At 49.8% G+C, this 12,709-nt stretch carries 12 protein-coding genes, 4 tRNA genes and 1 pseudogene; 2 read left to right on the forward strand and 15 right to left on the reverse strand.

What is annotated here, in order from left to right; genetic code table 11:
* Window positions 1-46: 46 nt before the first annotated feature.
* The gene (locus tag MKX42_RS27950) at window positions 47-289 is read left to right on the forward strand and encodes a hypothetical protein (RefSeq protein ID WP_340756280.1); all 243 of its coding nucleotides are present in this window, start codon (window positions 47-49) and stop codon (window positions 287-289) included.
* Window positions 290-380: 91 nt separating this feature from the next.
* Window positions 381-461, forward strand: a pseudogene (locus tag MKX42_RS27955) (transposase); the annotation flags it as partial.
* A gap of 7 nt (window positions 462-468) precedes the next feature.
* On the opposite strand, the gene MKX42_RS27960 reads toward MKX42_RS27955, so the two are convergent.
* The 15 genes from MKX42_RS27960 to MKX42_RS28030 all read right to left on the reverse strand — a co-directional run bounded on the left by MKX42_RS27960 (window position 469) and on the right by MKX42_RS28030 (window position 12,626).
* Window positions 469-597: a hypothetical protein gene (locus tag MKX42_RS27960; protein ID WP_445669347.1), complete on the reverse strand. Its 129-nt coding sequence runs from the start codon at window positions 595-597 to the stop codon at window positions 469-471.
* 757 nt (window positions 598-1,354) lie between these two features.
* Window positions 1,355-1,489, reverse strand: a complete 135-nt coding sequence (locus MKX42_RS27965) for a hypothetical protein (RefSeq protein ID WP_340756282.1) — start codon at window positions 1,487-1,489, stop codon at window positions 1,355-1,357.
* A 721-nt stretch (window positions 1,490-2,210) separates the two neighbouring features.
* A tRNA-Leu gene (locus MKX42_RS27970) sits at window positions 2,211-2,293 on the reverse strand.
* 55 nt (window positions 2,294-2,348) lie between these two features.
* Window positions 2,349-2,423, reverse strand: a tRNA-Glu gene (locus MKX42_RS27975).
* Between the two features lie 119 nt (window positions 2,424-2,542).
* Window positions 2,543-3,676, reverse strand: a complete 1,134-nt coding sequence (gene ald, locus MKX42_RS27980) for an alanine dehydrogenase (RefSeq protein ID WP_340756284.1) — start codon at window positions 3,674-3,676, stop codon at window positions 2,543-2,545.
* A 177-nt stretch (window positions 3,677-3,853) separates the two neighbouring features.
* Window positions 3,854-5,050, reverse strand: a complete 1,197-nt coding sequence (locus MKX42_RS27985) for an ABC transporter substrate-binding protein (protein WP_340756286.1) — start codon at window positions 5,048-5,050, stop codon at window positions 3,854-3,856.
* 74 nt (window positions 5,051-5,124) lie between these two features.
* Complete coding sequence (locus MKX42_RS27990) at window positions 5,125-5,826, reverse strand: ABC transporter ATP-binding protein (protein WP_340756287.1); 702 nt, start codon at window positions 5,824-5,826, stop codon at window positions 5,125-5,127.
* A 4-nt stretch (window positions 5,827-5,830) separates the two neighbouring features.
* Window positions 5,831-6,613, reverse strand: coding sequence for an ABC transporter ATP-binding protein (locus MKX42_RS27995; protein ID WP_076086757.1), 783 nt, complete (start codon window positions 6,611-6,613; stop codon window positions 5,831-5,833).
* Window positions 6,582-7,550, reverse strand: a complete 969-nt coding sequence (locus MKX42_RS28000) for a branched-chain amino acid ABC transporter permease (protein WP_340756289.1) — start codon at window positions 7,548-7,550, stop codon at window positions 6,582-6,584. Before MKX42_RS28000 ends, MKX42_RS27995 begins: the two co-directional genes overlap by 32 nt.
* Before the next feature lie 12 nt (window positions 7,551-7,562).
* Window positions 7,563-8,468: a branched-chain amino acid ABC transporter permease gene (locus MKX42_RS28005; RefSeq protein WP_340756290.1), complete on the reverse strand. Its 906-nt coding sequence runs from the start codon at window positions 8,466-8,468 to the stop codon at window positions 7,563-7,565.
* A 440-nt stretch (window positions 8,469-8,908) separates the two neighbouring features.
* Window positions 8,909-9,991 carry a Gfo/Idh/MocA family protein gene (locus tag MKX42_RS28010; protein ID WP_340756291.1) on the reverse strand — a complete coding sequence of 361 codons (1,083 nt, stop codon included), beginning with the start codon at window positions 9,989-9,991 and terminating at the stop codon, window positions 8,909-8,911.
* A gap of 13 nt (window positions 9,992-10,004) precedes the next feature.
* A complete protein-coding gene (locus tag MKX42_RS28015; RefSeq protein WP_340756292.1) occupies window positions 10,005-10,928 on the reverse strand; it encodes an AraC family transcriptional regulator in 924 nt (307 codons plus the stop codon).
* A 43-nt stretch (window positions 10,929-10,971) separates the two neighbouring features.
* Entirely contained in the window at window positions 10,972-11,976 is a 1,005-nt protein-coding gene (locus tag MKX42_RS28020; RefSeq protein WP_340756294.1) for a Gfo/Idh/MocA family protein, read from the reverse strand.
* A gap of 479 nt (window positions 11,977-12,455) precedes the next feature.
* Window positions 12,456-12,544 (reverse strand) — tRNA-Ser (locus MKX42_RS28025).
* A 6-nt stretch (window positions 12,545-12,550) separates the two neighbouring features.
* Window positions 12,551-12,626 (reverse strand) — tRNA-Asn (locus MKX42_RS28030).
* Between the last annotated feature and the right edge of the window lie 83 nt (window positions 12,627-12,709).

A 12,709-nucleotide genomic window follows, 5' to 3' on the forward strand; every position in this document is an offset into this window, starting at 1 on the left:
GTGCCAGAATCAAAAAATCCAAAATTGGAACAATGGAGGAGTTTTAATGAGCAAAAATTCATCTAAATCAAAAGTAAGAACGATTAAAATGTTTGGTATTGTAGGACTTGTCATCGGTGTAGTTCTGTTCATTCTTTCAGTAGTTGGAGTAAACATTCCTGTAGTTATTAATACAACTTCCTATGAAGGAATGTCATCAGCACTCATATTATTATTTGGGTTTCCAATTGTACTCCTAATTATCGGTAGCATCGTTACTATCTTTACCAAGTCCTCCAGCTATAGATAATACACTTATCTCGCCCACTCCCCATATTTAACTAGAGCGTGTCTGAAAACTTATCATTGGGTCAATTTGAAAACGGAAGCTATGCGTATAAAGTGGTGCGGCATGGCGAGACTTGCCCGAAGAACGTTATGGTTCATGGAAAACGTCCTACAGTCGCTTCTGCAAATGGATCGGGCAATTCAAAAAAAGGCATTAAGCATCGTACGATTGCTTAATTTCGACGGACGCTCTGTTTCATAGGGCGGGAACATGTCGTCCTTGATTTGTTCCCACTGTTCATCGGTTATTTCGTACCGTCTTGGAATCATGCTTGTTTCTCCATTCTATTTTCTCATATCATATGTTTCTTTCGTTTTCAGACACACCCAAATATTTAACATTTTTCTCCACACTCATTCAGTAAAATCATATACATCTAAAATCTAATCTAGATGTTTGATGTACGTTCTCTGATACAAGAAGAACTAGATTTAAATTTAAATTTAAATTCCTGTGTTCTTTAGGACGTGAACTCCGCCCTAAAGAACACATCTGAACTGAGCATCAATTCAATATTACTCGTTTAGTTTTTTGTATGTTATTTAGTTGTTGGATATGAAGATCATACACATCTTGGTATATCATTTTAATTCTACTTTAACTATGTTTCCATAATATTTTTAATAGAGGACATTTCCCATGTACCTCTGCTTAAGTTTACCATCGTGAAGAAATCTCATTCTGGAACACCTAACGCACTAAGGTCGCGGATCCGTGTACGCACTCGTTTCCATTGCTTCCACAGGCACATTCAGAGTCTTCTCCGAATCCACTGTTCCAGTTTTTAGTGTCTCTTCGCCACCGATAGACGAAAATAGCCAAGCTTCCATGGAAATGAACCAGGTTTGTTTTGTTAACTCTCGAGTCCTTTATTTATATACTAAGAGACTCTTCGGTGTTATTCGAATATTCGCTTGTCTCTGGCTCAGGAAACTAAATCTTAAAAACTTCCCGTACCATGGCCTTGCCACAGTGATCTTATCCCGGTTCATATTCAGAGTTTTAGCTTTCTTTCTAAAAACCGACCTACCGACTCCATGACGCTCTCCCCTGCTCTCCTACTACAATCGTCCGCGTAACGTACAAATCGTAACCTTCGCCGGTCAATTCCTTATCCAGATAATCCATCAGAATGTTGTGGCGTCCCCCAGATACGTTCAAACTTCCAACCACCATGACACCAGCGTTTAAATAGGCGCGGATTAATGGCGCTCTCCGTCACGGTAGTGGTATGCCCAATTCGTAATTGAGGACGCCTAACAGGGAAGGTCATTTTCCCCTCCACAAATCATGCAGCCAGGTTAGGTTCTTCGAGAATAATGCAAATACACGTTCGTAAAAGAAGTTGCAGCCTGTTTCTGTTCACCAAGCCGTTCGCTGGGTGACGTTACGTGCAGACTTCGGAATGACGCACGAAATTTGACTGGGCTCGCAGATCCAAGAACTGCTGGAGGTCCACTATCCAGCGTCAAAACGGATTCGGCTAGTGATGGACAACTTAAATACCCATACGATCTCGTCCTTAATGAAACCTTCCCCCTGAACAGGCATTGGCTTTGGCGAAACGGTTGGAAATCCATTCCCCCCTTATGCATGGTTGTTGGTTGAACGTTGGTAATACTAATCCCAAAAATTTGCGCCTAATTTTGGCATCATTGTTTTGCATACTAATAACGCCGCTCTTCTCATTTTTGCTATGATCATCATTTCTTTTTCAAATACTGTTAAATACACAAATCCCAACAGCATTCACTTTTCTTAATTAAATTTCCGTCAACAACTCGTCAACAAAAATAAACAGATTATTAGTGTATGTTTTTTCGGAAAAATAAAAAAGCAAAAACCCTTGAATTATCGAGGTTTTTTGCTTTTTTGAATGTTATGCGGTAGAGAGGACTCGAACCTCCACGGGTATACACCCACTACCCCCTCAAGATAGCGTGTCTGCCATTCCACCACTACCGCATATTGAGGCTTCAACGAAACCAAGGAATTCTCATCCCATCTATCGAAGAAGAATTGGTGACTCGTATGGGATTCGAACCCATGTTACCTCCGTGAAAGGGAGGTGTCTTAACCCCTTGACCAACGAGCCAGATTTAAAGTTTTTCTTTGTGACAACAAAAATGAGTATATCAAACGCTGGCGGATTTGACAAGCCTTTTTTTGAAGGGAGAACTACAGTGTACAACATCTGCTTCTCCCCTCTATAGATCACTTCTCCCCGCCAGCAGCCAGCACCTGGATTCCATCCGCATATTCATACCCCAGACTGCCGGCCACCGCAGCATTGGTCACCTGTCCAGCTACCACATTCAGGCCGCCCGCAAGCGCCGCGTTCTTCACCGCAGCTGCATGGATGCCCAGATTGGCAATCTGTAGCGCATAAGGAATAGTCACATTAGTCAGCGCCAGTGTCGAGGTCCGGGCGACCGCTCCAGGCATATTGGCTACGGCGTAATGGACCACGCCATGCTTCACATACGTCGGGTTCTCATGGGTGGTGATCCGGTCAATGGTCTCAATCGAGCCGCCCTGGTCAATCGCAACATCTACAATGACAGAGCCTTCCTCCATCTGCTTCACCATGTCCTCTGTAACCAGCTTCGGGGCACGGGCACCGGGAATCAACACCGCCCCGATCAGCAGATCCGCACGGCGCACAGCCTGCTCCAGATGATAGGAATCCGACATCACGGTCACCAGCCGTCCGCCAAAAATATCATCCAGCGCGCGCAGACGGCCCGCATTCAGGTCCAGCACCGTGACGCGCGCCCCCATGCCCAGCGCGATCTTCGCCGCACTCTTGCCGACAATTCCCCCGCCGACAATGACGACCTCTCCCGGCTGCACGCCGGGCACACCACCCAGCAGAACGCCCTTGCCGCCATGCGGCTTCTCCAGCAGTCCGGCACCGATCTGGACCGCCATCCGTCCGGCGACCTCACTCATCGGAATCAGCAGCGGCAGCGAGCCGTCCTCAAGCTGAATCGTCTCATAGCCCACAGCGGTCACACCGCTATCCACCAGTGCTTTGGTCAGCTCTGCTTCAGGTGCCAAGTGCAGATAGGTGAAGAGGATCAGTCCTTTGCGGAAATAACCGTACTCCTCCGGCAGCGGCTCCTTCACTTTGATAATCATCTCTGCCCTGCTCCAGACCTCAGCAGCCGTATCGAGTATCACTGCACCTTTATCTGAGTACTCCTTGTCACCCATGCCGCTGCCCGCTCCGGCAGAAGCTTGAATATACACTTCATGACCTGCCTTACGGAGCGCTTCCACCCCGGCCGGGGTGATGGCGACGCGGTTCTCGTTATTCTTGATTTCTGCGGGTACGCCAATAATCATGCCGATTCCCCCTCAAAGTTGTTCTATTATAGTCAACATTCTATCCCTGTAAGATGCGAAAAGAAAGGCTCCCATTCGGGGCCTTCCTCTTCATGGTTAAGGTTAGGCAAGAGGCTCCCTGGCCTCCTGCGGACCGGCTCTCCGTTCCCTTCACCTTAGTATATGCAATTTCACTGCTTAAGGATTAACCTTGGTTTCAAAGGTTTGCTTCCCGTCCACGAATTTCAGCACAACTGCTGCTTTGACCGGGTCATGCTTGTCGTTCAGGGTGATTTTGCCTGTAGCGAGCTGCAGATCCTTAGTCGCTGCCAGTGCTTCTGTGATCTTCGCCGGATCAGCTTCACCCGCACGGGTAATCGCATCAGCCACCAGCTTCAGGGCATCATAGCCCAGGGCCGCCATACCATCGGGAACCGCTCCGCCGTTAGCCGCTTTGTAGGCGTCTACGAAGCTGGTTACTTCAGGAGCTGTATCTTCAGGCGAGTAGTGATTGGACATGAACGTATTCTCCAGCGCTTTGGCACCGGCGATTTCCGCCAGCTGCGGGGAATCCCAGCCGTCTCCGCCGAGGAACGGAACGGTGATGCCCATTTCACGGGCCTGCTTCACAATTTTACCTACTTCTTCATAATAACCAGGCAGGTAGATGACATCCGGGTTCGCTGCTTTGATCCGGGTCAGAACTGCTTTGAAGTCCGAATCCTTCTGCTGGTAGGACTCCTGGCTCAGCACTTCGCCGCCTTTGGCCTTGAATGTCTCTTCGAAGAACTTCTGCAGACCCTTGGAGTAGTCAGACGAAGTATCGGTATAGATGACAGCCGTCTTAGCCTTCAGGGAATCGAGTGCAAAGTTAGCCATCACCTCACCCTGGAACGGATCGATGAACGCCGCGCGGAACACATATTCATTGACATTGCCGCTGCGCTCATCCACAGTAACCTTCGGATTGGTAGCCCCTACCGAGACGAGCGGAATCTTTTTCTCCGTAGCTACCGGAACGATCCCCAGCGTGTTGGTCGAAGTGGATGCGCCGATAATGGTCACGACCTTGTCATTGGTGATCAGCTTCTGTGCCGCCTGGGTAGCTTCTTCAGACTTCGATGCATTGTCTGCAACTACCAGCTCCAGCTGCTTGCCGAGTATACCGCCTTTGGCGTTGATCTCGTCAACCGCCAGCTTCGCGCCCTTGGATGCGGAGTCGCCGAAAGAAGCCTGACCGCCTGTGAGCTCAAGGTCAGCCCCGATCTTGATGGTGCCTCCGGCAGTGTTGCCGCCGCTTGCAGAGTTACCGCTGTTCTCTGTGTTGTTGCCGCAGCCGGATGCTAATACCGCAGTCAATACTGTCGACAAGATAATGGCCCCAATTTTCTTCATAGTTTCTCCCAGCCTCCTGATTATTTAGTTTATATATGTTGTTTCTGTGATGCTGCTGTAGTATGGATAGCCTGCTAGTGCCCGAGATAAGCCATTTTGATCTCATCGGAATCGGCCATTTCCTTGGCATCCCCTTCAAGCACTACCCGGCCTGTCTCCAGGACATAGGCACGGTCGGCGATTTTGAGCGCCTGGTGCGCATTCTGCTCAACCAGCAGTACAGTGGTTCCGGCATCGTTGACTTCCTTGATAATCCGGAAAATATCCTGGACCAGCAGCGGCGCCAGCCCCATCGACGGTTCATCCAGCAGCAGCAGCTTCGGGTGGCCCATAATAGCACGCCCCATCGCCAGCATCTGCTGCTCCCCGCCGGATAAGGTTCCGGCCTGCTGCTTTTTGCGTTCAAGCAATCGCGGGAAGGTGTTATACACCTTCGCGAAGTCAGCAGCCAGGCTGCTTCCATCCTGCAGGTAAGCGCCTAATTCGAGATTCTCCTCGACCGACATATTAGCGAATACGCGCCGTCCTTCAGGACAATGGATCAGCCCTTCTTTGACAATCGCCTGTACACTTTGATTCACTATCGATTTATTCCGGAATTCAATACTTCCTGTCTTGGGCTTCAGCAGCCCCGAGAGCGTCTTGAGCAGCGTAGACTTGCCGGCGCCATTGGCACCGATTAGTGTCACAATCTCTCCCTGCTTCACGGTGATGCTAAGGTCCTTCAGGGCATGAATGGCTCCGTAATATACATTAATCCCTTGTACTGTAAGCATGGCGCTACGCCTCCTGTCCCAAATACGCTTCGATGACCTTCGGATTGTTGCGGATCTCCGCCGGCGTTCCGTCAGCGATCAGGATTCCGCGGTCCAGCACGTAGATGCGGCTGCAGACCCCCATCACCAGTGACATATCATGCTCGATCAGCAGAATGGTCAGGTCGAACTCCTCCCGGATCCAGGCGATCAGATTCATCAGGTCACGCGTCTCATTAGGGTTCATCCCGGCTGCCGGCTCATCGAGCAGCAGCAGCTTCGGTCCGGCCGCAAGCGCCCGGGCAATCTCCAGACGCCGCTGATTCCCATAGCTCAGGTTGCTGGCTACCTCCTCACTCTGGTCAGCCAGATTGAAGATTTTGAGAATATCCATCGCCTTCCTGGTAATCTCCTCTTCGCCCTGGAAATGCTTCGGCAGACGTAGCATCGAAGAGAACAACGAGTGCTTCGCATGCTGATGGAAGGCAATCTTGACGTTCTCCAGCACGGTCATAGCCGTGAACAGGCGGATGTTCTGGAACGTACGCGCAGCGCCTTTATGATTGATCTTGTAAGGCTTCATCCCGCCGATGGACTCATTATTCAAAAGAATGCTGCCCGACGATGGCGGGTACACTCCGGTTAACAGGTTGAACAGCGTGGTTTTACCGGCACCGTTGGGTCCGATCAGGCCAATCAGCTCGCCTTTATCAATATGAAGAGATACCTCGCTGACCGCCTTCAGTCCGCCGAAGGCCCGGCTGGCCGCTTTCACATCAAGGAGTACCGCTGCTCTCGATTGCGTCATTTGCCTTCGCCTCCTTTTTGCTGAACTTGAAGAATGAGAACTTGCTTACGCCAAGCAGGCCGCTTGGACGGAAGATCATCATCAGAATGAGCACGATGGAGTAGATAATCATGCGCCATTCCGGGAATTCACGTAAGTAGGTGTACAGCAGGGTAACGAACACCGCACCTACGATAGAGCCTGCCGTACTGCCCAGCCCCCCAAGCACCACCATAACGATGATTTCAAAAGACTTCAGGAAGTTGAAGCTCCCCGGCGTAATAACATAGAACGTATGGGCCGACAGGCCGCCCGCCATACCGGCAAACAGCGCACCGATGGTGAAAGCGATGATTTTGTAGCGTGTTGTATTAATCCCCATCGCCTCAGCGGCAATCTCATTCTCACGGATCGCAATACAGGCCCGGCCGTGAGTAGATCTAATGAAGTTATTAATCAGTACGACTGAGATCAGGGTGAAGAAGAAGAGCATGGTCCAGGTCGTTTTGGCCGGAATACCGCTGAGCCCTGAAGCACCGCCGACATATTCCGTATTCAGCATAATGATGCGGATAATCTCACCGAACCCCAGCGTGGCAATAGCGAGATAGTCCCCGTTAAGCCGGAGTGTAGGCATCCCGATCAATACACCGAATACCGCTGCCAGCAGCCCACCCGCAAGAATCGCAGGAATGAACGGCACATTGTAGTCAAGGGTAAGAATCGCCGAGGTATATGCACCCACCGACATGAACCCGGCATGGCCGATGGAGAACTGCCCGGTAATCCCGGTAATCAGGTTCAGCGACACGGCCAGCATGATATTAACCCCGATGAGCAGCAGCATAGACTGATTTACATCACTAAGAACTCCCGTTGTTAGAAGAACTTTTACGATTCCATAGAACGCAAGGGCGATCAATATACCCAGCCAGAACTTTTTATTTATCTTTTTCACGGCAGCTTCCCCCTACACTTTCTCCCGGACATTCTTGCCGAACAGTCCGGATGGTTTGAAGATAAGGATTAGAATCAGTACCGCAAAGGCTACGCCGTCACGCCAGGACGAGAACCCGAGTGAAGAAATCTCTGTCTCAACGGTTCCCAGCAGCAATCCGCCAACCAGCGCACCCGGTATACTGCCAATCCCTCCAAGCACTGCCGCGACAAAAGCCTTCAGCCCGGGCATGACGCCCATGAGAGGATCAACCGAATTGTACGTCATGCCGAAAATCACGCCCGCTGCAGCGGCCAGCGCCGAACCGATGGCGAAGGTGGCTGAAATGGTGCGGTCTACGTTGATGCCCATCAGCCGCGCCGCTTCTACATCGAAGGATACGGCCCGCATGGCTTTTCCCGTCTTGGTGTAACGAACGATATACTGCAGTACAAGCATAAGAATAATCGTTGTTAGCAGAATCATGATCTGGTTGGATTCGACCTGGATAGAAGACCCGAAGAGGTGATACTGCTTCTTATCCATAATATCCGGGAAGCCCTTGGCCTGCGGCCCGAGGATCAAGACTCCGGTATATTCGAGCAGGAAGGATACGCCGATCGCTGTAATCAGCGCTGCAATTCGAGTGGACTTACGAAGCGGCTTATACGCCAGACGTTCAATGCTAATACCGAGCAATGCACTGATGGTCATCGAGATGATCAGCGACAAGAGCAGTACAACGATCGGCGGCAATCCGGCATTCGCCAGGTATTTGGCACTGTACAGACCGATGAACGACCCTACCATAAATACATCGCCATGCGCAAAATTAATCAGCTTGATGATACCGTACACCATTGTGTAACCAAGGGCGATCAGAGCGTAAATGCTGCCTACGGATATCCCGTTTATTAGTTGCTGAATGAAATACTCCATCGCCATCCCCTTCTCCCCATATTCATCTTGTATACCCCTTTCTCTGTGCTGTTTCTCTTTTCTTGGATTATGATGTCATTTATATTAACACATGGTCAGAGAATCGTCACTAATAATTGTGGGAATTAATACAAAATTCAATAGTTGGTGTTATATTACATAACATGATATATGTAGGATTCGGTAGGTTATTGTAGGTTTACGAAAAATGCGCAGAAAACAGGAGAAAAACAGAGGATTTTTAAGCAGGAACGTTTTAGAAGTTGTTTCCTTTTCTTATACAATACTTTTTTCCTGCGGAATTAATATAACATTTGTCTCTTTACAGCATCATTCCTTCAATTAATTAAAGGGGTAACGGATTGAACCGGCAAATAAGCCGCTCCCTTAACATAGGAGGTCGGCTTATTGTCAGGTATATTCTGCTGGGCCGTGTAACGTTAGTCCAAATATACGGCCTTCCCCGTCTGCGCCGATTCATAGATTGCCTCCAGAATCCGGGAGACCACATAAGCCTGTTCAGGAGTCACGACCGGATCTTTATCCTGTTCGATCGCTTCGATCCACTTTCTTAATTCGATATCCGTAGCTTTCTCTTCTTTGCCTTCATAGAAGGCTACTCCTCCGGCACCAAGCTCAATTTCGTTCGTGTACAGCTTACTATGCTTTTCCCCGTTAATCCGAAGACCGTTCTTCATGTCCGCCCCCGCTTCGGTTCCGCTTAAGCTGCACTTGGCTTCATCCACATCCAGCGAATTCAGCGCCCAGCTCGCCTCCAGCGTAATCGTTGCACCGTTCTCCATCACAATCATCCCGAAGGCAGAGTCTTCCACGGTGAATTTCTTCGGGTCCCAGGGTCCCCAGGCGTTGGCAGCGTCTTCTTTTTGGGAGAGCTCGTGGTATTTGGTCCCCAGCACAACCTTCGGTTTGTAGTTGTCCATCATCCAGAGCGTCAGATCCAGCGCATGGGTTCCAATATCAATAAGCGGGCCGCCCCCCTGCTTCTCCTCATCCAGGAAGACCCCCCAGGTAGGGACTGCTCTCCGCCGGATAGCATGTGCTTTTGCATAATAGATATGGCCGAGCTCGCCTGCCTCACAGACTTTTTTCAGATACAAGCTGTCTTGCCGGAAGCGGTTGTCATACCCTATGGTCAGCTTCTTCCCTGTACGTTTTGCTGCTTCAGCCATACGTTTGGCATCTGCCGCTGTCTTGGCCATGGGCTTCTCACACATCACATGCTTGCCCGCTTCCAAAGCCGCAATAGATATTTCCGCATGCGCATCATTAGGAGTAAGCACATGAACAATATCAATGGAAGTATCCTTCAATAACTCCTGATAGTCCGCATAGACAGCAGCTTCTGCACTGCCGTATTGTTCAGCAGCAGCTTCAGCCCGTTCCTTGATAATATCGCAAAAAGCTACCACCTGAACCTTATCCTGTCTGCTTAAGGCAGGCAGATGCTTCCCGTTCGCAATACCTCCACAGCCGATAACTCCAACACGATACACTTTGCTCATAGCCATCTCATCCTCACTGTTCAAGTATTTTTCGGGCCTTGCGGTAGGCAGCCGGGGTCATGCCCAGCCGCTTGCGGAATACCGAATGCAGATAGGTCGCATTGGTGAACCCCTCGGACTCCGCGATATGTTCGATCGACAGGCTGCTAGCTTCAAGCTTGCTGCACACCGCCTGCAACCGGATGTCTTCAAGAATCCGGCTGAAGGTGTGATCCGGATCAACCTGCTTAAATATCCGCTGTAGCTGCCTCGGACTGATATTCAGCTTCTCGGCAACATTCTCCAGCGTCACGGCTGCTGAATAATTCGCTTCCATGTATTGAACGGCATATTGATAGCGGTAGGTCACCATATCCCGTACGGGTGCCGCAGCTCCCATCCCGCCTGCATCATATGCTCTGGTTACCTTCAGCAGGATACTGATCACGAGATGCTTGATAGAGGTGTAATATCCCGCAAGCTTGCCGTCACAGGCCTCATAGGCTTCCAGAAAACACTTCATCGCCCTGTGATAATCCTGCGCAGGGATAAGCGGCAGCCTCCTCAGCTTCTCCACGCATTCCTCCGCTTCCGCAACCTCCCACGGGTCTGCATCGTCCCTCTGCTTCTCCGCAATATGGATATGCAGACATAACTCCTCCATCGACTCTTCCGCATCTGCTTCCTGACGATGCATAACTCCCGGTCCGGTCAAATAGAGCATTCCCTCCGATAAAGGATACTGCTGATCCCCAAGAATGACCGTTCCCTTGCCCCGCGGGATGAAATGAAATTCAAATTCAGCATGGTTATGGAAATCAATGACCTTCCCCGGGGGAAAAGAGGTCAAATGAAACCGGAGAACAGAAATTTCATAATGTCCCCACAGGATGGAAATATCCAGTCTTTCCAGCAGATCCATCTTCTCAAACATAATCTCGAAGGGAAAAGGGCTCATGTTAACCTCCTGCTTGAGCTACGCTCTGTACCCGGATAACTGATTAAGATTTCAGTTCGGCTAACCGGACCACCCGTCCTGCCTTCGCCGAGAGATTCGCCGCCTCCATTAACCGGGTAAGCTCCGTTGCCGCTTGAATATTGTCAGAAGCAAGTGTGTTGTTCTGGATGTGGCCAACCCATTGCTCAAAAGCGCTGTCCCGGTTGGCCCGCACAGGCGTATCGTTCCAGGCAGCCCCTTGATCTGCTGCTTTATTACTTCTAACCAGCAGCTTCGCTTCAGGCGTACCATAAAGCAGAGTTCCTTCCGTTCCATGCACTTCTATGGTAAAAGGGGAATAGCTGTTCACGAAGCCAGCTTCCACCACACCGATTGCTCCCGAATCCGTATAGAGCGTCGCAACTGCGTTGTCTTCCACTTCCTTGCCCGTCACATATCCGAAGCTCGCGCTGACCCCGGTCACCTCTTGACCCAGAAACAGCCTGGTCAGGTACATGGGATGACATCCCAGATCAATCAAAGCCCCGCCCTGGCATTGCTCCAGGCTATAGAAATGCTCGGGAAGCCAGTTGGCCGTTGCGCCGTTATGGGATAAACGGACTCTGACATAAGTGATCTCCCCAAGCAGTCCCTGGCTTAGAATGTCTGTAACCGATAACGTGTAACCGTCATTTAGCCGCGGCAGAGACACGGTTAGCTTCACTCCATGATCCGCGACCTCGGAGAGGATTTCGTTAACCTCATTCAGCGATGCAGCTACAACCTTTTCAGTGAAAATGTGCTTGCCTGCTCTGGCCGCCGCAATTATGACCTCCCGGTGCATATGGGTTGGCGCGTCGACAATCACGGCATCGATATCCTTCCGGGCAAGCATGTCCTCCAAAGAATCATAGAACGGGACATTCAAGCTCTCTGCCGCCTTCCTGCCCCGCTCCGCATCCTCGTCCCATACCGCAGTAATTTCCGTATTGCTATGCTCCTGAGCCTGCTTCGTATAATCCCAGGCATGTACATGCCAATAGCTGATCTTGCCAATCCTAATGCTCACCCGCCTGCACCTCCATATACATTATTCTGACATCACCTATAAAGTATCATATAATAAGCAGGATTTTTAGTAGATAAATGCGACATCAATTATATGGAATTACGACATCACAAAGGAAAATCATATCATTCAGAGATTCCGCCCGCTTCTGCCGGATGAACGCAAAACAACCCCACAAAGTGGGTACTTTGCGGGGGCCCTAAATTCTTTCGAACAAGTGGAAACGGCTTTGCCGTCCTTTTAAAGGACGTTACCGTTTCAGAGAGAAATAGAAGGATAAATTATCGTGTGAAACATATATACTCTTATATTTGAACAAAATGCCTGCGGCATAGCCATTGTGGTCGGTTTTTCGACTACATCCGTCTCCGGCCCAGATGACCACGCGCTGCCCATTGTGTTCAGTGAATCCATATCGGACTAAAATCATAATTTCCTAAACAATCAAAAAAGGAGCTCAATATGAGCTCCTTATGTAACGGAGAGAGAGGGATTCGAACCCTCGCACCGCTTACGCAGTCTAACCCCTTAGCAGAGGGTCCCCTTATAGCCACTTGGGTATCTCTCCAAGTAATGGCTCCCCGAACAGGACTCGAACCTGTGACAACTCGATTAACAGTCGAGTGCTCTACCAACTGAGCTATCAGGGAACATTAACATGAACAAGGATTAATTTATCATGATTCTACAGGTTAGTCAAGCGGGAAGCGAGAGATTGTGAGATCGTTTACAT

The organism is Paenibacillus sp. FSL R7-0204 (genome assembly GCF_038002225.1).
Classification (GTDB): Bacteria; Bacillota; Bacilli; order Paenibacillales; family Paenibacillaceae; genus Paenibacillus_AQ.